21 protein-coding genes and 1 other RNA gene are annotated in these 23,685 nt (G+C 43.5%); 9 read left to right on the top strand and 13 right to left on the bottom strand.

The genetic code is table 11. From position 1 onward, the window contains the following. Positions 1–121 precede the first annotated feature (121 nt). Both R7P72_RS16090 and R7P72_RS16085 read left to right on the top strand, forming a co-directional pair. Complete coding sequence (locus R7P72_RS16090; protein WP_213907325.1) at positions 122–1,453, top strand: aspartate aminotransferase family protein; 1,332 nt, start codon at positions 122–124, stop codon at positions 1,451–1,453. Further along, entirely contained in the window at positions 1,444–2,283 is an 840-nt protein-coding gene (locus R7P72_RS16085; protein ID WP_318110723.1) for a 3-keto-5-aminohexanoate cleavage protein, read from the top strand. Before R7P72_RS16090 ends, R7P72_RS16085 begins: the two co-directional genes overlap by 10 nt. A 74-nt stretch (positions 2,284–2,357) precedes the next feature. Here R7P72_RS16085 and R7P72_RS16080 read toward each other — a convergent pair whose 3' ends face one another. The 4 genes from R7P72_RS16080 to R7P72_RS16065 all read right to left on the bottom strand — a co-directional run bounded on the left by R7P72_RS16080 (position 2,358) and on the right by R7P72_RS16065 (position 7,235). Next, entirely contained in the window at positions 2,358–3,725 is a 1,368-nt protein-coding gene (locus R7P72_RS16080) for a Na+/H+ antiporter NhaC family protein (protein WP_017635705.1), read from the bottom strand. Between the two features lie 180 nt (positions 3,726–3,905). After that, positions 3,906–4,493 carry a DedA family protein gene (locus tag R7P72_RS16075; protein ID WP_005383738.1) on the bottom strand — a complete coding sequence of 196 codons (588 nt, stop codon included), beginning with the start codon at positions 4,491–4,493 and terminating at the stop codon, positions 3,906–3,908. Between the two features lie 204 nt (positions 4,494–4,697). Beyond that, positions 4,698–6,233 (bottom strand): bifunctional GNAT family N-acetyltransferase/carbon-nitrogen hydrolase family protein, encoded by a 1,536-nt coding sequence (locus R7P72_RS16070; protein WP_005381670.1) that lies wholly within the window; start codon positions 6,231–6,233, stop codon positions 4,698–4,700. A gap of 120 nt (positions 6,234–6,353) precedes the next feature. After that, entirely contained in the window at positions 6,354–7,235 is an 882-nt protein-coding gene (locus R7P72_RS16065) for a LysR family transcriptional regulator (RefSeq protein ID WP_005381669.1), read from the bottom strand. Positions 7,236–7,633: 398 nt separating this feature from the next. Here R7P72_RS16065 and R7P72_RS16060 point away from each other — a divergent pair, with 398 nt between their 5' ends. Further along, positions 7,634–8,197, top strand: a complete 564-nt coding sequence (locus R7P72_RS16060) for a porin family protein (protein ID WP_005381668.1) — start codon at positions 7,634–7,636, stop codon at positions 8,195–8,197. 684 nt (positions 8,198–8,881) lie between these two features. On the opposite strand, the gene R7P72_RS16055 is transcribed toward R7P72_RS16060, so the two are convergent. The 3 genes from R7P72_RS16055 to smpB all read right to left on the bottom strand — a co-directional run bounded on the left by R7P72_RS16055 (position 8,882) and on the right by smpB (position 10,813). Beyond that, the gene (locus R7P72_RS16055; RefSeq protein ID WP_005381667.1) at positions 8,882–9,367 is read right to left on the bottom strand and encodes a DUF6795 domain-containing protein; all 486 of its coding nucleotides are present in this window, start codon (positions 9,365–9,367) and stop codon (positions 8,882–8,884) included. Positions 9,368–9,893: 526 nt separating this feature from the next. Further along, positions 9,894–10,261, bottom strand: a transfer-messenger RNA (tmRNA) gene (gene ssrA / locus R7P72_RS16050). 66 nt (positions 10,262–10,327) lie between these two features. Next, positions 10,328–10,813 (bottom strand): SsrA-binding protein SmpB, encoded by a 486-nt coding sequence (gene smpB / locus R7P72_RS16045; protein WP_005381642.1) that lies wholly within the window; start codon positions 10,811–10,813, stop codon positions 10,328–10,330. 118 nt (positions 10,814–10,931) lie between these two features. On the opposite strand from smpB, the gene R7P72_RS16040 reads away from it, so the two are divergent. Both R7P72_RS16040 and R7P72_RS16035 read left to right on the top strand, forming a co-directional pair. Further along, entirely contained in the window at positions 10,932–11,375 is a 444-nt protein-coding gene (locus R7P72_RS16040) for an SRPBCC family protein (protein WP_005381641.1), read from the top strand. Beyond that, entirely contained in the window at positions 11,365–11,730 is a 366-nt protein-coding gene (locus tag R7P72_RS16035) for an RnfH family protein (protein WP_213907323.1), read from the top strand. Before R7P72_RS16040 ends, R7P72_RS16035 begins: the two co-directional genes overlap by 11 nt. Before the next feature lie 95 nt (positions 11,731–11,825). Here the strand turns inward: R7P72_RS16035 and bamE are convergent, their stop codons facing one another. The 5 genes from bamE to nadK form a co-directional block, all read right to left on the bottom strand. Continuing rightward, on the bottom strand, positions 11,826–12,185 hold the full coding sequence (bamE, locus tag R7P72_RS16030) for an outer membrane protein assembly factor BamE (protein WP_017820585.1): 360 nt from the start codon (positions 12,183–12,185) through the stop codon (positions 11,826–11,828). 242 nt (positions 12,186–12,427) lie between these two features. Continuing rightward, entirely contained in the window at positions 12,428–12,910 is a 483-nt protein-coding gene (locus R7P72_RS16025) for a GNAT family N-acetyltransferase (RefSeq protein WP_025768876.1), read from the bottom strand. A 21-nt stretch (positions 12,911–12,931) separates the two neighbouring features. Next, positions 12,932–14,596, bottom strand: a complete 1,665-nt coding sequence (gene recN, locus R7P72_RS16020) for a DNA repair protein RecN (RefSeq protein WP_025768877.1) — start codon at positions 14,594–14,596, stop codon at positions 12,932–12,934. 166 nt (positions 14,597–14,762) lie between these two features. Beyond that, on the bottom strand, positions 14,763–15,953 hold the full coding sequence (locus tag R7P72_RS16015) for a DUF3103 domain-containing protein (RefSeq protein WP_213907321.1): 1,191 nt from the start codon (positions 15,951–15,953) through the stop codon (positions 14,763–14,765). 265 nt (positions 15,954–16,218) lie between these two features. After that, complete coding sequence (gene nadK, locus R7P72_RS16010; RefSeq protein ID WP_005381631.1) at positions 16,219–17,103, bottom strand: NAD(+) kinase; 885 nt, start codon at positions 17,101–17,103, stop codon at positions 16,219–16,221. A gap of 146 nt (positions 17,104–17,249) precedes the next feature. Here nadK and grpE point away from each other — a divergent pair, with 146 nt between their 5' ends. The 4 genes from grpE (at position 17,250) to dnaJ (ending at position 23,152) form a co-directional block, all read left to right on the top strand. Continuing rightward, positions 17,250–17,846 carry a nucleotide exchange factor GrpE gene (grpE, locus tag R7P72_RS16005; RefSeq protein ID WP_021034134.1) on the top strand — a complete coding sequence of 199 codons (597 nt, stop codon included), beginning with the start codon at positions 17,250–17,252 and terminating at the stop codon, positions 17,844–17,846. Between the two features lie 417 nt (positions 17,847–18,263). Continuing rightward, a complete protein-coding gene (locus R7P72_RS16000) occupies positions 18,264–19,538 on the top strand; it encodes a dicarboxylate/amino acid:cation symporter (protein ID WP_005381625.1) in 1,275 nt (424 codons plus the stop codon). Between the two features lie 347 nt (positions 19,539–19,885). Further along, the gene (gene dnaK, locus R7P72_RS15995; protein WP_005381623.1) at positions 19,886–21,799 is read left to right on the top strand and encodes a molecular chaperone DnaK; all 1,914 of its coding nucleotides are present in this window, start codon (positions 19,886–19,888) and stop codon (positions 21,797–21,799) included. Positions 21,800–22,003: 204 nt separating this feature from the next. Then, a complete protein-coding gene (gene dnaJ / locus R7P72_RS15990; RefSeq protein ID WP_005381620.1) occupies positions 22,004–23,152 on the top strand; it encodes a molecular chaperone DnaJ in 1,149 nt (382 codons plus the stop codon). Positions 23,153–23,221: 69 nt separating this feature from the next. Here dnaJ and R7P72_RS15985 read toward each other — a convergent pair whose 3' ends face one another. Then, entirely contained in the window at positions 23,222–23,653 is a 432-nt protein-coding gene (locus R7P72_RS15985; RefSeq protein ID WP_005381618.1) for a type IV pilin protein, read from the bottom strand. Positions 23,654–23,685 lie beyond the last annotated feature (32 nt).

Genomic DNA, 23,685 nt, shown 5'->3' with positions numbered 1-23,685 from the left:
GTTTTAGTGTTTTTGGGTTGTGGTATTCCAAAAGCTCATGGTGGGTGAAATTTATTCCCTTGTCGCATTTGGGGTTGTTCCTGATGATGTGTGCAAATCTTACACATTGGAAGGGACTCAAATGTCTTACGTATTTCACCGTCATTGCCATGCCACGTTGCCAATCATCGATAAAGGTGAAGGTGTTTATCTATTCGATAAACAAGGGAAACAGTATCTCGATGCTTGTGGTGGTGCTGCGGTATCAAACCTTGGCCACAGTCATCACGCCGTTAAAAAAGCCATGTTGGAACAGATCGAGCGAGTGCCATTTGCTCATACTGGATTTTTTACTAGTGACAACAGTGAGCGCCTAGCAGAATTGATTTGTCAGCACATGCCTGAACAGTTCAACCATGTGTACTTAGTCAGTGGAGGATCAGAAGCGGTGGAGTCGGCACTAAAAATGGCGCGGCAGTATTTCGTGGAATCAGGTAAGCCAGAGAAAAAGCAATTCATCGCGCGTCAGCAAAGTTATCACGGCAATACCTTGGGGGCTTTGGCTGTCGGAGGTAATGAATGGCGACGTGAACCGTTCAAACCCATCTTACACCCGAGCCATCATATCGCCCCTTGCTATGCTTATCGTTATCAGCAGAGTCATGAGTCGGAATTGGATTACTCATTGCGAGCGGCGAATGAGCTAGAGGCAAAAATTCTTGAGTTGGGGGCTGATAATGTCATGGCTTTTGTCGCCGAGCCCATTGTGGGTGCCACCGCTGGAGCTGTGCCTGCAACGCAAGGCTATTTCAAGCGTATTCGCGAAATATGCGACCAATACGATGTGTTATTGATCTTGGATGAAGTCATGTGTGGCGTTGGACGCAGTGGCAGTTTTTTTGCGTTTGAGCAAGAAGAGGCAGAACCCGATCTGGTGTGTATGGCTAAAGGGCTTGGTGCGGGTTATCAACCTATTGGCGCGGTGGTTGCGAATGATCGAGTCTATCAAGCTATTGCTGATGGAAGCGGTTTTTTCCAACATGGTCATACTTTTATGGCGCACCCTGTGGCGTGCGCTGCTGCCGTGGCGACCATTCAAACCATCTTCCAAGATAATTTGTTAACGGCGGTGAATCGGCAAAGTGCTTTGCTGCGTAATGAGCTTACTTCTGCATTGGCCCATTTACCGTACATTGGCGACATTCGTGGTAAAGGTTTGTTTTTTGGCATTGAGCTGGTGGCGGATCAAGAAAGCAAGGCGCCTCTGAGTAAAGCCACATTGGCAGACAAACGCATCAAACAGCGAGCAATGGAAAATGGCTTAATGTGCTATCCAATGGGCGGAACGATTGATGGCGTTAATGGGCACCATATCTTGCTTGCGCCGCCATTCATTATTCAGCCTCACCATATTGATGAGCTAGTTGGCAAACTCTCATTAACGCTAAAAGAGGTAGCGAAGGAATGGAATTAGAAAATCGATGTATACGAGAGCCTATCGCTATTATCGTGGCCCCAAACGGTGCAAGAAAAACTAAGCACGATCACGCCAGCTTACCCATGACAACAGACGAACTGGTTGCAGAGGCTATCGCTTGTCAAACGGCAGGGGCTGCCATGATCCATTTGCATGCTAGAGACGCCAACGGACGTCATTCATTAGACATCGACGACAACATGGCAATTTACCATGCCGTGAAAGAAGCGGTGGGACAAAACATGATGGTACAGCTCACCACAGAGGCGGTGGGCTTGTATTCTCCGCCACAACAGATGGCGTTAGTTAAAGCTGTGAAACCAGAAGCGGCTTCTTTCGCATTGAGGGAGTTAATCCCTGATCGAGCAAGTGAGAAAGAAGGGCATACCTTTTTCCATTGGGTGGCAGAAAACAACATCGTGAGCCAAATTATTCTCTACGATGCAACCGACATTGAACGTTATTTCCAACTGCGTGATACGGGCGTGTTACCTAAAACGCATCAGCATGCATTAGTGGTGTTAGGGCGTTATCACCAAGCTCAACAGTCTTCGCCATGGGATTTACGAGGTTTGAATTTGGCGCGTTTTGTCGAGGAAGAAATTCGATGTGCCATTTGTGCTTTTGGCGCGCGAGAGCAAGACTGTTTAGCGAGTGCGATGTTACTTGGATTCGATGTGAGAGTGGGGTTTGAGAATAACCACCTCGATGTGGCAGGCGAATTAGCAATCAGTAACGCGGCTCAGGTGGAAGCTCTACGCGATGTGGCGCATCGCTTTGCGATTCCTTTACACAGTGCGCAAAGTTTGCGTTCAGCTTTGAAGTAAATCTGCTCGCGGAAAAGAAAAAAAGAAGAAAGGAAAGTAAAAAGGCTCCATCGGAGCCTTTTCGGTATTTGTCGTTAGTTCTCAGTTTGTGCTACAGGTTGACGTGCGGGATGTTTGATAAACACCGCGACAACAGCCGCTATCGCTAATGCAAAACAGTAGTAAGAATTGGCAACTACTTCAAGTGGCGAGAGGTTGAATACGGAACCTAGCAGCAGTACTTGAGCACCGTAAGGCAACACGCCTTGCACCACGCATGAGAAAATGTCTAACAAGCTTGCTGAGCGGCGAGGAGAGACATTATTCTCTTCCGCCAGTTGGCGAGCAACGCTGCCCGATACAATGATGGCTACGGTGTTGTTTGCCGTACAGCCATTGACCATTGATACCAAACCTGCAATACCTAGCTCGCTTGCACGACTGTTCGCATGCTTAGAGTGACTAGAGCCAAACGCGTGGATAAGGCTACTAACGAAATTTGTTAGAAAAGCAAGACCACCTTGGCGACGCATCAGTTCACTCAAACCACCAATCAGCATGGATAACAAGAAGATCTCTTGCATGTTACCAAAGCCTTTGTATACGTCTTGGGCTAGATTAGTTAGTCCGTAATTGTCAATCGATGCCAAGCTCACGCCGCCAGCCAAAAGAATGCCAATCGACAGAACCACAAACACATTCACACCAGATACCGCTAGGATCAAAATAGTGATGTACGGCAAGACTTTTAGCCACTCAATATCGCCAGTTTCAGGCACTTGAGTCGCGGTACTGTTGAAAGCGAACACTGCAATCGCGATCAACGCCGCAGGTAAAGCAATACGAATGTTCTCTTTAAACTTGTCTTTCATCTCACAACCTTGAGAGCGTGTCGCCGCGATGGTGGTGTCAGAGATGATAGAAAGGTTATCACCAAACATAGCCCCGCTCAGCACAACGCCTGCGGTTAACGGTAAGCTCATTCCTGCTGATTCAGCAATCCCCAACGCTACGGGGGCAACGGCTGCGATGGTACCCATCGAAGTCCCCATTGCTGTTGCGATAAAAGCAGAAATCAGAAAAATGCCCGGTAAAATCATGCTGGTTGGAATAGCGGATAAACCAAGGTTCACTGTTGCATCAACACCACCAGAGGCTTTTGCTACCGCAGCAAAGGCACCTGCAAGCAGATAGATCATACACATTGCGATGATGTCTGGGTGGCCAACACCACGCATGAAGTGTTCGATTGAGCGGTTAAGTTTCTCTTTACTTAAAAGAAACGCAATGATGATGGCTGGTAATACCGCGATGGGTGCAGGCAGCTGGTAGAAGGCAAATTCCACGCCTTGCAAAGATAAGTAAGTGCCTACGCCAATAAATAGCGCAAGAAATACAATTAATGGGATCAGTGCGACCGCAGACGGTGCAACTGTTTTAGTAGTTTGTTGGGAACCGGACATGTAAACGACAATGTTAATGATAAGAGAGAAGAGCAGACTAATATCACATTTCTACATTGTCAACGTCTAGACGTCTAAATGGCTGTTTAAATTTTACACGTAAAGAAAAAGATAAAAGCTCGTGTTGCGTATCTCACTGATACCACGAGCTTTAGTTATGCGCTAATGAAGAGACTGTCGTTATTGCATTGATTTGGCTTTTTTGCGTTTAACAATACCTAAAACCATCCACGTAAATAAGACAGCAGCAAATGCCCATACCAGATATTTGTATTCGGTGTACAGGTTGCTCAACACGCTTAAATGTTCAAATGCAAAGTGAGTTAACAAGCTGAATACCAATACCCAAACCGTCGCCGCGAGGGCGTTACCGAGCAAAAACTCTCTACGTGGCATTTTCGCGATACCGCATGCAAGAGGCATAAATTGCTTCATTCCTTCAATAAAGCGGCTGACCACCAAGCACGTAGGGCCGTATTTCTGGATAGTCAATTGAAGCGTTTGCATCTTCGGGCCGGAAATGTAGCCTTTTTTATCTAACCACCCCTCAAAGTAATAACCGATTAAGTAGCCACAGGTATTACCAAAAAAGCAGCTCAGCCACGATACCATCATTACCATACTTAGGTTCATGACTTGTTCTGACGAGAGCAAAGATGCCGCGATCATCAGTGATTGACCAGGCATCGGGATACCTATCCCTTCTAGAAATATACTGACAATCAGCGCAACGTAGCCGTATTGCTCAAGCAAAGGCTTCATTGACATGAGAAGTTCGTTAATATGTTCCAAAAGCTTTCCCCTAATAAAAGCGGAACGAAGTTGGAGTGATACTCCGAATGTCCTATTGGGTCAATTCTTGTTTCTCACCATTGAGAAAAACTGACATGCCTCTGATAATTGCGCAGAATCAACCTGCAGCTGGCTTTACTCGCCGCCACGCTCTTTGGTAGCGGCGAATTAGGGAGATCCTTATGACTCTTTGGCTTTGGTGAATGCGCCATACAAATCAAGGCGGCGATGACGTAAGTTGGTGACAGAGCCTTCGGTATTAAGCTGTTTCAACTTAGTCAAATCAACATCAGCGAAGATTATCATTTCGGTGTTGGCGCTTGCTTCTGTCAAGGTCGCATCGTGTGGGAAATAGATATCCGACGGTGAGAATACGGCAGATTGTGCGTACTGGATATCGACATTATCAACACGAGGTAAGTTGCCGACACTGCCCCCAATTGCAACGTAGCATTCGTTTTCGATGGCTCGTGATTGGGAACAGATTCGTACTCGTTGGTAGCCATTTTTTGTGTCTGTCCAGAAAGGAACGAACACAATTTGTGCGCCTTGCTCGGCGAGCATTCTTCCCAACTCTGGGAACTCGCTGTCATAACAAATCAGTATGCCGACTTTGCCTGCATCGGTTTCGAACACCTGAACATTGTCACCACCGTCGATCACCCAGTCTTTTTGCTCATGGGGCGTGATGTGAATCTTATATTGAGCGTTTATTTCACCATCTCGTTGCAGTAAGTAGGCCACATTATACAACTTGCCATCTTCGATGACGGGCATACTGCCAGCAATAATGTTGATGTTGTAGGTGACTGCCATCTGCGAGAAGCGGTTTTTGATCTCTTCTGTAAAGCTAGCCAAAAAGCGAATTGCTTCGACGGAATTTTGGTCGTTTTGCAAGCCCATCAGCGGCGCGTTAAAGAATTCAGGGAATAGGGCGAAATCGGCTTTGTAGTTCGCAAGAGAAGAAATGAAGAACTCAGCCTGATCGAGCAAGTCCTCTAAGTCATTCATGGCGCGCATTTGCCACTGCACAACACCAATACGAATCAGCGTTTTTTCTACATCATGTACGGATTGAATATCCTCTTCGTAGAAGAAGTTATCCCACTCCAGCAGAGTTGCGTAGCCTTTAGAAGCACTATCCTCTGGCAAGTAACCACGCATAATACGTTTGACATCGAAGTCGTTTGCAAGCTGAAAAGACAAAATAGGATCGTGAAGCTCACGGCGTTTTATCTTGTCGATGTATTCAGCCACGCTCAGTTCGTCAGCATATTTGTGGTAATTCGGGATGCGACCACCGGCTAAAATTGCTTTGAAATTCTTACTCCGGCAAAGTTCTTTACGCGCATCATACAGACGGCGACCTAAACGCAGCCCACGGTAGTCCGGGTGAACAAATACATCGAGACCATACATTGCGTCACCGGTCACTTGGTTTTGGATGACGTTGTTCTCGGTGATGATGTCGGTGTACAGGTGAGGAAGTGAAAACCGGTTGTAGTCCACTTTGATTGTTAGCGCTGCGCCGACAATTTTTCCGTTATCCTCAATACAGATTTGTCCATCAGGAAACTGATGAATAAGATCCATGATGGTCAGGCGTGGCCATGAGCCACCAACATCAGGAAAAACAAGGTCCATTAATTCCGCGAGCTCTGGGTAATCGGTCGGCTCAATGGTGCGTAAAGAGAGTCTTGGCGTGTTGCTGTCCATATCCTACTATCCATTTATCCTTTTTAAATAGTATGGATGAGAATGCCATAAATTTGAGCAGACAGATACCGAAGTCTTTGAGTTGTTTTGGTTTACCTAAACGAGTTTAAAGAAACAACATTAACTTAGCTTGCTCTTCAGCCATTCGTGAAATGCCACTACTTTTTTAGCTGAAAGTCGATAATTTGGAATCATCACGTAATAACCATAACCGCTCTGTAAAGAGAGGTTGAGAACATGCTGAATGTCCCCTCTTAAAATCGAATACTGCGCCATAAAATCAGGAAGCAAGGCGAGCCCTTTTCCCATTCTGACAGCTTCGCAAGCTAGGTAAAAATGTTCGACGCCTACAGGTTGATAGGTAACGGGAGATTCTACAGTGTAGACAGTTTTAAATTGCTCCCATAGCTGAGGGCGAGTGATTTGAGGTATAAACGGATAATTACTAACAGCGTGCACACTCTCAATTGCAGGAGCATTTGTGCAACCGACTAATAACAATGTTTCTTCGCACAGTAAGTGGCTGTATTCATAATGTGTGGATAATGGAAGGCAGCGAATATGTAAGTCACTTTCGTTGCTCGAATCTTTGACGTTCCCATCCCCGGTACAGACTCTTACTCGGATGTTAGGATGTTGCTGGTGGAAGTCATCAATATTAGGTATCAACCAAAGGCTGGCAAAAGAAGGGGTTACGTCCACGGTGAGTAATTCTTGCTTTGAATCTGACTGGATTAAGTTGGCAGTTGCATGCTGAATAAGCTCCAAAGCTTCTGTGACTTGCGGCAGATAACGCTTGCCTTCTTCGGTTAACTCAATACCACTCGCCCTTCTTTGTATTAAAGGTAAACCCACCAATTGCTCCAGCGATGCGATTTGTTTGCTTACTGCGCTTTGCGTAATACATAGGGCATCCGCTGCTTTAGAGAAACTGAGGTAATTAGAGACCGCGACAAACGTCCTTAATGCTCGAATAGAAGGGTATTCACTGCCTTTTAACATACTTCAGTTCCATTAAACTCTGCTTAGGCAAAGAGTAGAGTATTCACGGCTTGAAGCAAAGTAAGATGCAACGTATGTGTGATTAGCTTCCTTTCTTATAAAAACTAGCTAAGCGTTTTTTGACTGATTAATCTACAAGAGTATTTTAGATGTTTATTTAATTTCTTTGAAAAATCTACAAATTAACAAGAATCTTTTTCACATCATCGATTAACCTCAATTTAGTATTGTTTATATAAAGTAAACAGACAGATCGTTTTTTCTGTTTTTGTTCGGCGTTCTTTAGAGGATTGTCAGTATTCTATAAAATTAAATATATTTTTCATTAATTTAAAGTTGGCATTGCATTTGCTCTTTACTATTCGAACCTTCAATGGAACTTATATTAGGAGAACGAAATGAAAAGCAATGTTGTTACTTTGATTAGCCTTTTTTCTTTAGCAACGTTTAGTACTTTATCACATGCTGCGGACTCCAACGATCATGGTGTATATGTTGGCGCCAACTACGGTTACTTAAAAGTTGATGGACAAGATGACTTTGATGATGACAGCGATGTTATTCAAGGTTTAGTTGGTTACCGTTTTAATCCTTACTTAGCGTTGGAAGGTGGTTACATTGATTTCGGTAGCTATGGTAATAACCTAGCAAATGCCGAAACGGACGGCTATACAGCGGCTCTAAAAGTTACCGCTCCCATTGCTGATCGTGTCGACCTTTACGCAAAAGGCGGTCAAATGTGGTACTCGACGGATTACAACGTTGCGGGCTTCCAAGGCAACAAAGATGATGAAGGTGTATTCGCTGGTGCCGGTGTGGGTTTTAAAGTTACTGATAACTTCTTAGTTAACGCAGAATATATGTGGTACGACGTAGAACTCAATGCGGAGAATGTCGCGAACGGTGCAAACACGGAAACAGACTTTAACCAAGCATCACTAGGTGTAGAGTATCGCTTCTAATATAGTTAGCCGTGCTGGACTCAATAAAAGTGCGAAGCAAAATAGCTTCGCACTTTTATTATTTATAATTCAAATAATTTAAGACCGATGAAGCGTATATATAAAACGATGGCTAATTTATTTTATTGTTACTCCAGGGTATTTAATACGTTACTAGCATGACTGTCTAGCCTTTTTACTAACCTTGAAAAACAAAGCTTTATTGCTCTACAAGTAATATTAGATAGGTTAATTTCCGCATTGCCTGACATTACATTTATGTGGCCTATAATACCCCGTACGTGTTCGTTACATTCATTTTTTAGCTCTGAAATTAGCTAATTGAACCCAAGTGGCAAGGCCTACGGTCGAATCTGTTGTATTATATGACCCAGACCTGAAATTCTTAGTAAAGTCAAAGTTGAAGAGACTATTTTACTTACCCAACCATCAGTCATCCGAGCGTTATATCTATTGTTGAAGTCAAGAAATACGTTGCGTTCTAGATAAGTTTAAGGCTTAGATTGTAGTGCCGATCACTCATTACTTGTAGCGTTATTGACATAACCCGGAACAGGTTTTTTCCTAGTCCATGAGCGTGGAAGTCGATACCAGAACCTCCTTCTAACCGATACTCAATATCCCCCGTAAATAAATGGCCAAAGAGGAGACATAGGAACTGGAGTTGTATCATGAGTGCATTGTTTAATTTCCATATAAGTCAGAGTCTATATAACCAAATAAATTACATTGGCTGTTTACGTAGTAGTCATCGTTTTCTTCATCATCAATTGAAAAAGCAAAGTACTTAAGAGGGTTCTCAGTGTCACAAGCAAGGTTAGCCATGTTATTTTTTACGTAATCCTCTATTTTATAACCATCAAAGCTTCCTTCCCAAATAATAGTACTTTCATCATTACTGAGTTCTGCGACTAAAACAATAGTTACATAGTGCTCAATAAGAGGAGTGCTTATGATGTTTTTATTTTCATAGACTGGAGAAAATTCAAAGCGACCAGTACTGTCTGTGAATGTTGATAAGTCTATTGATTTCCCTGAGGTGCTTAAACCAATACTAAGGCTAACCTTCAGGCTACTAAGTGGTTTTCCTTTCTTTGTTAACACACCATTGATTTTCGGTGTGTATTGATTAACGTGTTCGTCATTCAATTTACTTTCTTCAAAATTCATTACAATGCTCACTAATATGACGGTAATAATTCCAGCAACTTAATTTTTCACAACAATACTTTCATTTTGAAATTTAAAAATCTATATATGTTGTGTTTCTATTCAATATCTAAGGTTAATTTTGAATTAGAGTTACATTATTTTTTGTAACTACTATTTGTAGTCATTACATCGATAGAGTTGTAATGAAACAAGCGAGTAGGGACTAACAATTAATGCATCAATCAATTCATCGAGGGAGATGAGTATAGGCTTTAGACTTAGATCTAGTTATCTCTTAGAAAGGATAGGTAAGCAGAAGACTTTTAAGTTGCAGGGCTTTTAGTACCATGCTTTCTGCCTTTTTGATTAGTACTTATGAACTTCTTGTTTACTGATTAATACTCAACGAGTTTGTAAACCTACATGGGCCAAAGGTATGCGGTAATCCATGTAGTAAGATTTCAGAAAGCATGAATGTTTGAAAAAAGAGACTATTTTAGTTGATACAAAAAAGGCCACCCGAAGGTGGCCTTTTCCAAACGTTTGGTGGAGCTGGCGGGAGTTGAACCCGCGTCCGAAAACCGTTCATCATTGGTACTACATGCTTAGTCGATCTTTAATTTCGCCATCCACCTGCGAACCGACACGCTAATGAATGACTAGCCTGAATTAAAATTCGCCGTTCATCTCTCAGGCGGGAGAATCCGGGCTAGCGCGTTTGGGTTTGATCCCTCGTTGTTCCCCGTCTTACGTGCGGAAGCTAGGGCGAGAGAGCTCTTAGCAGGTTATTAAGCTGCTAGTGCGTAGTTTTCGTCGTTTGCGACTATTTTTTTGCGGTTTGTTAACGAGGCCTACCGCACCTCGGCATGCACCTCAGACTTCTGAATTCCCGTCGAATCCTAAATCAGCCCCAGGTAATATTCGCATAGTAACAGAAAAGCATTGGCTGTCCAGTACTATGCGTTTAAGTGGTCAAGATTAACGCAGCGCGCTCTTCATTACGCGTGCTTTTTCTCTTGCCCAGTCTTTTTCTTTTAGATCCGTACGTTTATCGTGCAGCTTTTTACCTTTTGCTACGCCAATTTTTAGTTTCACCCAAGAGCGAGACCAGTACAGTGAAAGGGCCGTTAATGTCATACCTTCACGGTTTACACGTCCGAATAGGTTATCCAGCTCACGACGACTCATTAGTAGTTTACGCACACGTGTAGGGTTCGCCACAACGTGTGTCGATGCCTGATTTAAAGGAGTGATTGTCATGCCACTCACAAAGGCTTCACCGTCACGCATAAATACGTAACTTTCAGAAATATTGGCTTTACCTTGGCGAAGGGCTTTCACTTCCCAACCTTGGAGCTCCAAGCCAGCTTCGATTTCATCATCGATGAAATACTCGTGGCGAGCTTTTTTATTCAGCGCGATAGTATTGCTACCCGCTTTTTGTTTCGTTTTTTTCTTTGCCATAATAGCGACATTATACGGGTTGGATATCGGATAGGAAATCCTTTTATTTGCGCAATCGTGGAATAAAAGTAAAATTGGCAGGAGCTTTAAATCTGTACATGTATCGATAGGAGTATGTATGAAGCAAGTCAGCCGTTCTGCGCTTGTGTCTTTTAGTGCTGAACAGATGTTCAATCTGGTTAACGATGTTGCTAAATACCCTGAGTTTCTGCCTGGTTGCTCGGGCTCTAGAATCATTGAGTCTTCGGGTAATGGTATGGTGGCTTCTGTCGATGTGGCGAAGGCTGGTATCAGCAAAACGTTTACTACTTCAAATGAGCTGATCCCAGGCCAAGCAATTATGATGAACTTGGTGGATGGCCCGTTTAAGACGTTGCGTGGTGGTTGGATTTTTACCGCGCTAGATGAGCAAGCTTGCAAGGTTGAACTAAAGCTTGAGTTTGAATTCTCAAGTAAAATGATTGAGATGGCCTTCGGTAAGATTTTTAACGAGCTTACTAGTAATATGGTAAATGCATTTACTAAACGCGCAAAACAGGTCTACGAGTGTTATGAGTATTGAGTCAGATATGATTCACGTTGAGGTTGTCTATGCTCTTCCTCATGAACAGCGTGTATTTAACTTAGTGGTAAATAATCACGCAACGGTAGAAGAGATCATTCGACAATCCGGTGTATTGGAGTTGTACCCTGAAATTGATTTGTCCAAGAACAAAGTGGGTGTGTTTAGTCGTAACGTGAAGTTGGATGCGACCGTTCGAGATCGAGATCGAATAGAGATTTATCGTCCGTTACTTGCCGATCCGAAAGAGATTCGCCGTAAGCGGGCGGAGCAGGCTAAAACCGAGGGGAGTGCAGACCCAGTCACCGGTGGCAAGCCTAGTTCTGTACGTAAAAATAAGCAGGATGAATATTAACCCAATAGCTCATGTGAGTTACTCAAAGTTTGACTAACATGATTTCTATATAATAAAAAACCTCCCAAACGGGAGGTTTTTTTGCAAAAGTCAGTTTACTGAATTTGCTCGTAAAATGCGTCACTTTTTGGAAAGTCACCACTGATGTCTGCGAGCGTGCCTTGGTCATTAAAGTTTACAATCAGATCTTTCTGTACTGGTTCGCCATGGCCAGGAGTATGATGATAGATGTAATACCAAGTGTTTGGATAGCCGTTTTCAATAAGCATTGGCGACCCTAATACGAAGCGAACCTGTGCTTTAGTCATCCCAAACTTTAATTTATCAACCGCACTTTGTTCTACATAGTTGCCTTGGTTGATATCAATACGATAAACCAGTCTTTCCAATACCGAACATCCTGTCAGCAATGTCATTGCTAATGGTACGGCAACTAACCACTTCTTTAATTGCATAATAATTTCTTAGTAACCTTTAAAATACTGCGCTGATAATAAACAAGCTCGACGCAGATGTAAAAAGCTATGCGTCGTATGGTAGACAATCTGACAACGAATTTTGAGTTGAGTTGCATTTATTCACCGATATTAGACGGTAAATGTCACCACATGACGTATTAGTTAGGTGACGAAGAGCAAATTTCAATCGGAAGTAGGGTGATGGACGCTTTCAGCGGTGAGCCAAGCCTAGCGACTCGTTAGTCGGTTTTGGCGAATTCGCGTAATGCATCACCTGAAAAACGATAATACTCTTTTTCATGAATTAGTGTTGCACCAATTGAGCGGTAAAACTGACCTGCGGTAGGGTTACTACTTTCAGCTGTCCAGTCCAACCTTTGGCATCCACACTTGATCGCCAAAGATGCCAGATACTTCATTAACTTGAGACCAACCCCTTTTCCTCGAACCTTCGAAGATACGAACAGATCTTTTAAGTACATCTGCCCTGAGAGCTTTGGGGCAGGGAACATGACGGTATAAGATGCAAAGCCTACGACGTCATCATTATCGTAAACCGCAATGATATGAACGCCAGAATGTTCAGAGAAAACTTGGTTCTTTAGATAATGGACCAGATCGTGTTTTGATGAAGCTTTTTCTTTGAAGTAGTAATGTTCTAACTCAATAAAAATAGGGATGAGATCTAAGCAGTTGGTTTTGTGTATTGCTCTGATATCCATTTCTCATCCCTTGTCGATTTATTAAGCGGCGATAAGCAGTTCTTTTGCGTTTGCCAACGTTGAGTCGGTTATTTGACTACCCCCAAGTAAGCGAGCTAATTCTGCCACACGTTGTTGTTCATCTAATGCGTGCATTTGGGTTTCGGTTTGGCCTGCTTTGGTTTGCTTAGCTACAAACATTTGTTGATGGCCGCATCCGGCAACTTGAGGGAGGTGAGTGACACACAATACCTGAGTAGATTCGCCAAGCTTGCGTAGCATTTTGCCCACTACGGCAGCTGTTGGGCCACTAATACCTACGTCCACTTCATCGAAGATTAAACTTGGTGTATCTACTTTCTGAGCGGTGATCACTTGGATCGCTAGAGAGATGCGTGATAGCTCACCGCCTGACGCAACTTTTGCTATAGGTTGTAATGGTTGTCCCGGGTTGGTCGATACTAAGAAGCACACGCTGTCCATGCCAAGCGGCGATGGGTGCGTGTTGTCATTGCTAACTTCGATACTGAATACTGCTTTCTCCATGCTCAATTCGTGCATGCTTTGTGTGATCAGTTTGTTCAGTTCTTTTGCGTAACGGATGCGTGATTTGTGCAGTTTTTCTGCTTGTGTTAGAAAGCTTTGGTACTTGTGTTCTACTTCTTGAGCAAGTTCATCTAAACGTTCATCGGAGCAATCTAACGCTTCTACTTGGGCCAGAAGATCTTGATGATGCTGGTAGAGTTCTTCTGGCATTACGTGGTGTTTACGAGCTACAGACATCACTTTAGAAAAACGTTCTTCTACATAAGCCATACGAGCTGGATCAACATCGATGCCATCTAAGTAGCTGCGTAATTCATTCTTCGTTTCTTCAAGTTGAATCATTGCTTCTGACAGCATGTTAGGTAGCTCAGATAGCTTTTCATCTAATTCGGCTAATTGAATTAGGGAGTGATTGGCCGATTGCAAAATACCAAGCGCATTGACTTCTTCACCTTCGTAAATAAGTTCGATGGCTTGCTGACAGGTAGTGGCGAGTTCACCACTGTTGGATAGTCGTTTGTGCTCTTGCTCGAGCTCTGCAAATTCTTCTTCACCTAGCGATAACTCATTTAGTTCTTTGATTTGGTATTCAAGCAATTGTTTTTGCGCCTGGTTTTGCTGGCTATTTTCTTTTAGTTGCTTGAGGTTATTGTCTGCCTGACGCCAATGCTGGTAAGCACTTCGTGTGCTTTTTAGTAGGTTTAAATGCCCAGCATATTGGTCGAGCATGGCCATTTGGTGCTCACTTTTCATCAATTGATGATGAGCGTGCTGCCCATGGATATTGATAAGTAGCTGCCCTAGAGATTTGAGTTGTGATAGTGGAACAGGGCTGCCATTAATGAAGGCTCTTGAGCGGCCTTCTTTTGTGATAATACGACGCAAAATACACTCACTGCCATCTAGCAGATCGTTATCTTCTAACCAACGTGTTGCATGTAAGTTGTTGTCCAATAAAAAAGCGGCGCTAACTTCGGTTTTCTCTTCACCTTGTCGCACCATGCCGGCATCGGCTCGTCCGCCTAAGCAGAGCCCTAAAGCATCGATAGCAATGGATTTACCCGCGCCTGTTTCACCTGTAATGGTGGTCATGCCCTTAGAAAGCTCGAGTTGTAAAGACTTAACAATCGCAAAATTATTAACACTTAGATGAGCCAGCATTTTATTTACCTGTATAACTGAACAATACTGTATAAGAGAACAGTATATACTGTTTCTTTATACAGTAAAGTCAGGTAAGGAAAATTTTCTTTGTAGGCTGTTTTTTTGTGATGAAGTGGGAAAAATGAGCCGATGTGATTACAACGACTCATTAAAATTGAACAGGTTACGGACGAGTTGGGTTAATCGTTAGTGGTTCTAGTGTGACGACTGCATTCACACCTGCACCTGGGTGATCCGCGTATGAAGTGTCTTGCATTAGAGTGTAGTAAACGTCGACGAAGTCATCATCATTCGTGAGTACACCATCGGGGATAGTGTCGATGATCTTGTTCGTGATTTGCGGAATAATCGCGTAAGCCTGAACTTCTGGATCTGGAATCGCTTTCAATACTTCTTCGGCAACTTGAACAAGGAGTTTTGCCAATTGTTTATAGTCTGTGCCGTCATCTTGCTCCATGAGCACAATGTCTGCCGCACCCCAGCGGTAACGAGACCAGTGAATAATGATCTGATTCGGATAGTAATCTTGGTTATCGTAGTCTAAGTATGGAAGCTCCACCAAATCGAGAGTAGGTTCATCACGACTTGGATTGACGCCCGTTACGATAGCGTAGATTTCTGCCTTGCCAGAGATCCAAGGTTCTTTGTCATCGGCTAGACGGATCTTTTTCAACTGCGTGGTTTGAATTGGAGCCGCTTCGCCTACTGCGCTACTTGACAATAGCGGTGTATTTTGGCGTTGTTCATCAGCAATATATGGTTGAACTAAAGCTGGTTGACCGAGTTTTTTCATCTCAGCTTGCATAGCTTGCAAGCCTGCTTTTAGCTCTGCAGAGCTATTGTTATCAACGACAAGTACAGGTACCTCAGGGAGCTGGTAAACATCGAGTTGATGGACGTTGCCATAAACATCAAATGCTTCGATGTATTGCCAATTCTCATCATCACCACTTGGTTCAAATGCAAATAATGGCTCGACCTCGCCACTTTGCCATGCTGTTATCATGGCTTCATTTGCCAAGCGAACTTCTAACAACTGATCTGAGTATTCAGAAATACCTTTCCAGCTACGAATTTGAGTGTCAGCTTGTACAAGCTGGCGGCTGAACTCTGAGTTAGGGTTTTGCTTAACAAATGCTGATACAGACACGTTAGTCTGTTGTGGAGTAATATCTCTTCTCAACATGGGTTCAATGGCAGCATAGTTCTCACTCAATTGTTGAGCGAGGGCACGCTTCGTCTTAGTGATATCTTCCGCTTTTGCGTTGGATACACTGTTGACTTGCGTTTCCTCTGATTGGCAGCCAATAAGTGCTAATGTACTGAGAACAGACAGAATGATGGTTTTCTTCATAATATGTCCTTTATTGATTTTATGAAATAGAGTTAATACTCTATTCATGGTGAGAATATCACCGGACATAGATCATTGAATTTGCTTTTCTATCTTTTGTGTAAAGTTTGCCCACAGGATCAAAATTTATAAGCTTCTCTTTAATGATGACAAATATCGTGTCGCCTCACTACTTTGTGTCTATTTCTTGTCTAAGAAAGCCAAAAGCCAGTAGCAATTGAGCTGCTGGCTTTTTTATTGAAGTTATTGCCCTGAGTAACAAGTGTTAGAACAATTTACTAGACCAGCCAAGCTTATTCCGTAAGACGTGATAGTAGCTGTAGTCTTTTGGATGGATGAGCTTTAGTACATTTGGACTTTGATAGATGTGAATTTCGTCGCCAGGGGTAACTGGAAGCGAGACTTGTCCATCACAGCTAACTTCTTGTGTTCCACGGTTTTCTGGTGATACCACCAATTTAATTCGACGTTTTCCATCAACCACCAAAGGTCGACTCGACAATGTATGAGGGAACATTGGCACGAGTGAAATGGCATTCAAGCTAGGAGAAAGAATTGGGCCGCCGCCAGAAAGTGAATATGCCGTCGAGCCAGTCGGAGTGGAGACAATCAAACCGTCGGCCCGTAAAGAGAAGGCGAAGCTTTCATCTATGTACACTTCAAATTCAATCATATGAGCAATTTGCCCTGGGTGAAGTACGGCTTCGTTTAGCGCAGCGTTATGGCTCTTTATTTGTCCGTGGCGGTGTACTTCCGCCTCTAAAAGAAAACGTTCCTCTTCAATATACTCACCGTCGAGTACCGCTTGCAGAGACGCTTGGAAGTCGTCTGGGTTCAAGTCAGTTAAGAAGCCCAAATTTCCACGGTTCACGCCTATAACTGGCACATCAAATCGGGATAAAATTCTTGCCGCACCTAACATGTTGCCATCGCCACCAACCACAATGGCTAGATCGGCATTTTTTCCTAGTTCAACTAAGCTAGCAAACTGACTCTGTGGGATATCATCCAGTATTGCGGCAAGGCGATCGTCAATGAATACTTTATAGCCCTCAGAGGTCAACCATTGGTACAACTCTTTATGAGTTTGAATTGCTTGTTGATCTCTTGGTTTTCCGATAATCGCGATCACGTTACATGGATTTTTCATAGCATTTCCGCATTAAAGAGGCTTGAATCAGGAATCTTCATCCCCATAATAATGGCAAGTCACCTAAATATGCGAATTTTTATGTGGTTAAAGCCCGCAAAAACGCGCATGGCTTTAAGGGCATTATGTTGAATTCTGGAGATATCATGAGCAACGAAGAAAACAAAGTTACAGAAGAAGAGCTTGATCAAATCATCGAAGAGGCTGAAAAAGTAGAAGCTGAAGCACAAGAAGTTGAAGCTGAGCTTGAAGAGCTTGGTGATGAGACAGATGCTAAGATTGCTCAACTAGAAGCGGCACTATTGTCTAGCGAGGCAAAAGTAAAAGAGCAACAAGATGCGGTGTTGCGTTCTAAAGCTGAAGTAGAAAACATGCGTCGTCGCACTGAGCAAGAGATCGATAAAGCACGTAAGTTTGCGTTGAACAAGTTTGCAGAAGAGCTGCTTCCTGTTATTGATAACCTAGAGCGTGCAATTCAAGCGGCAGATACAGAGAATGAAACTGTGAAGCCGTTCCTAGAAGGCGTTGAACTAACACATAAAACGTTTGTAGACGTTGTAGCGAAATTTGGCTTGAAAGCAATCAACCCTGAAGGTGAAGCATTCAATCCAGAGTTCCATCAAGCGATGTCGATTCAGGAGAGCCCTGATCATGAATCAAACACTGTTATGTTTGTTATGCAAAAAGGTTACGAACTAAACGGCCGTGTGATTCGTCCGGCAATGGTAATGGTTGCTAAGTAACTTTAACTACCTGTTTTTTAAGTATAAAAGCGCCCATCATTTTTGATGGGCGCTTTTTTGTTTTAAACATAAATGACTGCATCGAACTTCGTTGTATATCGATAAATGAAAATTTGATCCCCTTCATATTTTTTCCTATTGGTTAATTATTTTCCTATAGGAGATTTTCTCTCATCTCGCTGCGTGTTTATTAATGGGAAGGGCTATAAGTGATTGTAATCATTCGTTGTGTGAATGTTTGTTCTGCATAGGAATGTAAATATAGTCATTTTTTCTAAAACAATTTCGTTAACAAAAATGTAAATTATCACTTTATTTTGTAACTTCGGTGTGTATGATTTGCGACTAATGCTTTAAAAGTAAGCATATATAACTACAAAAATGTAAATAGCAAACACAACATATCGGAGATTTATAATGGATAAATCGCTTTCTAGTAAGATTTTTATAGGCTTGTTTGCCGGCCTTGTGCTGGGGACAGCAATTCAGTACTTATTTAGCGGTATTGCGATTTTTGATACATACCTACTTGGAGCAGCAGAAGGTGTTGGCGGCATGTTCGTCTCACTGATCAAATTGCTTGTTGTTCCTTTAGTTTACGTTTCAATCGTATGCGGCATTGTTGACTTGAAAGATATCAGTGCATTTGGTCGTCTTGGTGGAAAAACTTTTACCCTTTACATTCTTAACACCATCATTGCGATTACGGCGGCTTTGACTGTCGGCTTGATCTTCCAACCAGGAGCGGGCGCTAATCTAGCAGGAACGGTATCTGAGGCTGTGCAGCTGACAACGACAGAGACGCCGGACATTTTCTCTTTAGTTGTTAACATTGTTCCTAGCAACCCTGTACAAGCGTTTGCTAGCGGCGACATGCTGCAAATCATCTTTATGGCAATTTTGACGGGGCTTGCAATTCAAGCTTTGGATTCTCGTGGTGGCCCAGCTATTCGCACATTCAAAATGGCAAATGAAATCATGATGAAATTGGTTGGATTAGTGATGAGTCTTGCACCATATGGTGTGTTCGCACTAATGATTCAACTAGGTGCAACGCTAAACGCCAATACATTAATGTCCGTTGCCGGTTACGTGGCTTTGGTGGTTGCGATGTTGGTGTTCTGGATCTTCTTCTTCTACCCAATGGCAGTGAGTATTGCGACAGGAACTTCTCCAAAGACTTTCCTACGTGCAACTCGTGAGCAGATTCTTTTCTCTCTATCTACCGCGAGCTCAAACGCGACTATCCCGGTAACGATGCGCACACTGACAGAAAAGCTTCAGGTCTCTAAATCGGTTGCTGGCTTCGGTGTACCACTGGGCGCAACGATGAATATGTCTGGTGTGTCTATCTATATTGCTCTAGCAACGATGTTTGTTGCGAACGCTTTTGGCCAGCCAATTAACACCGCAGACATCTTCACACTTGGCTTAACTATTCTTCTGTTATCTATTGGTGCTGGCGGCGTTCCTGGGGGCGGCGTGGTAATGGTAGGCGTTTTGCTTCACCAACTAGGTTTACCACCTGAAGGTTTAGCAATCATTGCAGCGGTCGACCGTATTAATGATATGTTCTGTACATCATCTAACGTTGTCGGCGACACGGCAGTGAACACCATTGTTGCAAAAACAGAAGGTGAGATAGGTAAAGAAGAAGGTGTTGATGCTGAGCCTGCTCAAGCGAACGCCTAATACCTTGAATCATTTATTTTAACCCTAATATTGAAGCGAGCTCTTATGAGCTCGTTTTTTATTTAGGAAGAGTCGGACATAAATAAATTTATCTGGGAAATGACGTTTTGTTGCGCTACAGCAGTGTGACGAGTTCCCAACTAATCAGAAAGAAACACATAAATTTCGAAAAAAGACGCTTTTTTTTAATTCTGCCCTTGAAAAGCATTTTGCCGCCCTTATCTATGTGGCATAGAGAAGCAAACATTGATTATTTTTGTTTGTGAGCAAGGGTTGAAACCCGATTCTCCTCCCCCCACATTGGGGTTATAACCAAACGAAAATAGAATTTATTCGGAGATAGCCAGATGGGTAAAATCATTGGTATTGACTTAGGTACTACTAACTCATGTGTTGCTGTATTAGACGGCGACAAACCACGTGTAATTGAAAACGCAGAGGGCGAACGTACTACTGCATCGGTTATTGCTTACACTGACGGTGAGACGCTAGTAGGTCAACCAGCGAAACGTCAAGCTGTAACTAACCCAGAAAACACGCTATTTGCAATTAAGCGTCTAATCGGTCGTCGTTTTGAAGACGAAGAAGTTCAGCGTGACATCGAAATCATGCCTTACAAAATCGTTAAGGCTGACAACGGTGATGCTTGGGTAGAAGCGAAAGGCCAAAAAATGGCAGCTCCTCAGGTTTCTGCTGAAGTTCTTAAGAAAATGAAGAAAACTGCTGAAGACTTCCTTGGTGAGGAAGTAACTGGCGCAGTTATCACAGTACCTGCTTACTTTAACGATGCTCAGCGTCAAGCGACAAAAGATGCTGGCCGTATCGCAGGTCTAGAAGTTAAACGTATCATCAACGAACCAACAGCAGCTGCGCTAGCTTACGGTCTTGATAAGAAAGGCGGCGATCGCACTATCGCGGTATACGACCTTGGTGGTGGTACATTCGATATTTCAATCATCGAAATCGATGAAGTTGAAGGCGAGAAAACATTCGAAGTTCTAGCAACTAACGGTGATACTCACCTAGGTGGTGAAGACTTTGATAACCGTCTAATCAACTACTTGGTTGATGAGTTCAACAAAGAGCAAGGCATCAACCTTAAAAACGACCCACTAGCAATGCAGCGTGTTAAAGAAGCAGCAGAGAAAGCGAAAATCGAGCTTTCTTCTACTTCTCAAACAGACGTAAACCTACCTTACGTTACTGCAGATGCAACTGGTCCTAAGCACATGAACATTAAAGTGACTCGTGCAAAACTAGAATCTCTAGTTGAAGACCTAGTACAACGCTCTCTTGAGCCATTAAAAGTAGCTCTAGCTGACGCTGACCTATCAGTAAACGACATCACTGACGTAATCCTAGTTGGTGGTCAGACTCGTATGCCAATGGTTCAAGCGAAAGTTGCTGAGTTCTTTGGTAAAGAAGCGCGCCGTGACGTAAACCCTGACGAAGCAGTAGCAATGGGTGCTGCAGTTCAAGGTGGTGTACTTGCTGGTGACGTTAAAGACGTACTACTACTAGACGTAACTCCACTGTCTCTAGGTATCGAGACAATGGGTGGCGTGATGACTAAGTTAGTTGAGAAGAACACAACTATCCCAACTAAAGCGAACCAAGTTTTCTCTACAGCGGAAGACAACCAGAGCGCGGTAACTATCCACGTTCTACAAGGTGAGCGTAAGCAAGCGATGTACAACAAGTCTCTAGGCCAATTTAACCTAGAAGGCATCCAGCCTGCACCACGTGGTATGCCACAAATCGAGGTTACTTTTGACCTTGATGCGGATGGTATCCTACACGTGTCTGCGAAAGACAAGCAGACTGGTAAAGAGCAGAAGATCACTATCCAAGCTTCTGGCGGTCTAAGCGATGAAGACATCGAGAAAATGGTTCAAGAAGCAGAAGCTAACAAAGAAGCGGACAAGAAGTTCGAAGAGCTAGCGACTGCACGTAACCAAGCTGACCAAATGATTCACGGTACTCGTAAGCAAGTCGAAGAAGCTGGTGAAGCGCTACCTGCAGAAGAGAAAGAGAAGATTGAAGCAGCAATTTCTGAGCTAGAAACAGCACGTAAAGGCGAAGACAAAGAAGCTATCGATGCTAAAGTTCAAGCACTAATGACTGCTTCTCAAAAGCTGATGGAAATCGCTCAACAACAAGCTCAAGCGCAGCAAGCACAAGGTGCTGACGCAGGTGCACAGTCTAAAGAAGACGACGTTGTAGATGCTGAGTTCGAAGAAGTTAAAGACGACAAGAAATAATATTTCTTAACCAGATGGCTGCATAGCCATCTGGGGTCGATAAGACTTCGTGTGCGGGCGTTTGGGGCAACTCTTACGCCCGTCTGTTTGTAAACGCTGTCTTTCTAGTTAAGTATGTTGCAGACAAGTGCACTTACCTAGAACGATACAAACACCAAGCGGTGAATCGATGCCGTTTGTAGTAATTAACTGGTGACGAAGAACATGTCAAAACGTGATTTTTACGAAGTATTAGGCGTAAGCCGTGATGCCTCAGAGCGCGATATCAAAAAGGCGTATAAGCGTCTAGCGATGAAATTCCACCCAGACCGAAACCAGGGTGATGATTCTGCGGCGGACAAGTTTAAAGAAGTAAAAGAAGCGTACGAAGTTCTGACCGACCCTCAAAAGAAAGCGGCGTACGACCAATACGGTCATGCTGCTTTTGAACAAGGCGGCGGTGGTTTCGGTGGCGGCGGCTTTGGCGGCGGCGGTGCTGATTTCGGCGACATCTTTGGCGATGTATTCGGTGACATCTTTGGTGGTGGTCGTCGTGGCGGTGGTGGCCACCGTGCCCAGCGAGGTGCTGACCTACGTTACAACATGGAATTAACGCTAGAAGAAGCAGTTCGTGGTGTAACGAAAGAGATCGAAGTACCGACACTAGTACACTGTGATACCTGTGATGGTAGTGGCGCGAAGAAAGGTTCATCTGCTGAAACATGTGGTACCTGTCATGGTCATGGTCAAGTACAGATGCGACAAGGCTTCTTCGCAGTGCAACAAACCTGTCCTACCTGTCACGGTAAAGGTAAAATCATTAAAGACCCTTGTAATGAGTGTCATGGTCAAGGTCGTAAGCAGAAAACAAAAACACTTAACGTTAAGATCCCAGCAGGTGTTGATACTGGCGACCGTATTCGTCTATCTGGCGAAGGTGAAGCGGGAGAAATGGGGGCGCCTGCTGGCGACTTGTATGTACAAGTGCACGTGAAAGAGCACCATATCTTCGAGCGTGATGGCAACAACCTATACTGTGAAGTGCCAGTAAGCTTTGCGATGGCGGCTCTAGGTGGTGAAGTTGAAGTGCCAACTCTAGATGGTCGCGTAAGCCTAAAAGTACCTTCAGAAACGCAAACAGGTCGTATGTTCCGCATGCGTGGTAAAGGTGTGAAAGGCGTTCGCGGTGGCGGTGTTGGTGATCTTATTGTGAAGTTGGTTGTTGAAACACCAGTAAACCTAAGCTCACGCCAAAAAGAACTGCTCAAAGAGTTTGAAGAGTCTTGTGGTGGTGAAGCGGCGACAAAGCACAAGCCTAAATCAGAAGGCTTTTTCAACGGTGTGAAAAAGTTCTTTGATGATTTAACCAGCTAAGACGTTAGTGAAAAGCACAAATACAAAGGCCTGCTAAAATGCAGGCCTTTTTGCATCTCGGTGTTCTTGCTAGTTCCAGCAATCACTTGGTTCTTCGACATTTGTTGACGTTAAAGTAATCGTTTTAGAACCAGTCAAGCACTCGTCGTCGTCTTGTCCAAGAGGTGATTTTGCTGTTGCTGTAATGGTATAGGCCGTACTTGCAGAGCTAGCAATATCGAAAGAAAATCTATTTTTGTCTGAGTCACATAGAGTGCATGTTCCTCCAGAGAGAATATGACTCCAGTCGTACCCACCATCATAAGATGTCTCTAGCTCTAGCTGAATTCGACTAAGATCGCTCAAGGCAACCGTCCTATGAGACTTGATTACATGATTAGTGTAAGAGGGGTATGCGACTGCAGCAATGATCCCGACAATCACTACAGCTACCAGTAATTCGATCAATGTCATCCCTCTCAATCCTTTTTTGTAGCCGTTACAACGAGAAATTCGAATCATCACGAGTAGTTTCCTTTTCACTTTTCCGCCTA

Origin of the sequence: Vibrio sp. Vb0888 (assembly GCF_033338835.1) — a bacterium.
Taxonomy (GTDB): Bacteria; Pseudomonadota; Gammaproteobacteria; order Enterobacterales; family Vibrionaceae; genus Vibrio; species Vibrio alginolyticus.
The sequence above is the reverse complement of the archived record's forward strand: the minus strand, read 5'-3'. Positions and strand labels throughout refer to the sequence as shown.

What these genes read in the sequence shown, in the direction of transcription:
- R7P72_RS16090 (WP_213907325.1), top strand. Translation starts at nt 122, where the DNA reads ATGTCTTACGTATTTCACCGTCATTGCCATGCCACGTTGCCAATCATC.
- R7P72_RS16085 (WP_318110723.1), top strand. Translation starts at nt 1,444, where the DNA reads ATGGAATTAGAAAATCGATGTATACGAGAGCCTATCGCTATTATCGTG.
- R7P72_RS16080 (WP_017635705.1), bottom strand. Translation starts at nt 3,725, where the DNA reads ATGTCCGGTTCCCAACAAACTACTAAAACAGTTGCACCGTCTGCGGTC.
- R7P72_RS16075 (WP_005383738.1), bottom strand. Translation starts at nt 4,493, where the DNA reads ATGTCAATGAAGCCTTTGCTTGAGCAATACGGCTACGTTGCGCTGATT.
- R7P72_RS16070 (WP_005381670.1), bottom strand. Translation starts at nt 6,233, where the DNA reads ATGGACAGCAACACGCCAAGACTCTCTTTACGCACCATTGAGCCGACC.
- R7P72_RS16065 (WP_005381669.1), bottom strand. Translation starts at nt 7,235, where the DNA reads ATGTTAAAAGGCAGTGAATACCCTTCTATTCGAGCATTAAGGACGTTT.
- R7P72_RS16060 (WP_005381668.1), top strand. Translation starts at nt 7,634, where the DNA reads ATGAAAAGCAATGTTGTTACTTTGATTAGCCTTTTTTCTTTAGCAACG.
- R7P72_RS16055 (WP_005381667.1), bottom strand. Translation starts at nt 9,367, where the DNA reads ATGAATTTTGAAGAAAGTAAATTGAATGACGAACACGTTAATCAATAC.
- smpB (WP_005381642.1), bottom strand. Translation starts at nt 10,813, where the DNA reads ATGGCAAAGAAAAAAACGAAACAAAAAGCGGGTAGCAATACTATCGCG.
- R7P72_RS16040 (WP_005381641.1), top strand. Translation starts at nt 10,932, where the DNA reads ATGAAGCAAGTCAGCCGTTCTGCGCTTGTGTCTTTTAGTGCTGAACAG.
- R7P72_RS16035 (WP_213907323.1), top strand. Translation starts at nt 11,365, where the DNA reads ATGAGTATTGAGTCAGATATGATTCACGTTGAGGTTGTCTATGCTCTT.
- bamE (WP_017820585.1), bottom strand. Translation starts at nt 12,185, where the DNA reads ATGCAATTAAAGAAGTGGTTAGTTGCCGTACCATTAGCAATGACATTG.
- R7P72_RS16025 (WP_025768876.1), bottom strand. Translation starts at nt 12,910, where the DNA reads ATGGATATCAGAGCAATACACAAAACCAACTGCTTAGATCTCATCCCT.
- recN (WP_025768877.1), bottom strand. Translation starts at nt 14,596, where the DNA reads ATGCTGGCTCATCTAAGTGTTAATAATTTTGCGATTGTTAAGTCTTTA.
- R7P72_RS16015 (WP_213907321.1), bottom strand. Translation starts at nt 15,953, where the DNA reads ATGAAGAAAACCATCATTCTGTCTGTTCTCAGTACATTAGCACTTATT.
- nadK (WP_005381631.1), bottom strand. Translation starts at nt 17,103, where the DNA reads ATGAAAAATCCATGTAACGTGATCGCGATTATCGGAAAACCAAGAGAT.
- grpE (WP_021034134.1), top strand. Translation starts at nt 17,250, where the DNA reads ATGAGCAACGAAGAAAACAAAGTTACAGAAGAAGAGCTTGATCAAATC.
- R7P72_RS16000 (WP_005381625.1), top strand. Translation starts at nt 18,264, where the DNA reads ATGGATAAATCGCTTTCTAGTAAGATTTTTATAGGCTTGTTTGCCGGC.
- dnaK (WP_005381623.1), top strand. Translation starts at nt 19,886, where the DNA reads ATGGGTAAAATCATTGGTATTGACTTAGGTACTACTAACTCATGTGTT.
- dnaJ (WP_005381620.1), top strand. Translation starts at nt 22,004, where the DNA reads ATGTCAAAACGTGATTTTTACGAAGTATTAGGCGTAAGCCGTGATGCC.
- R7P72_RS15985 (WP_005381618.1), bottom strand. Translation starts at nt 23,653, where the DNA reads ATGATTCGAATTTCTCGTTGTAACGGCTACAAAAAAGGATTGAGAGGG.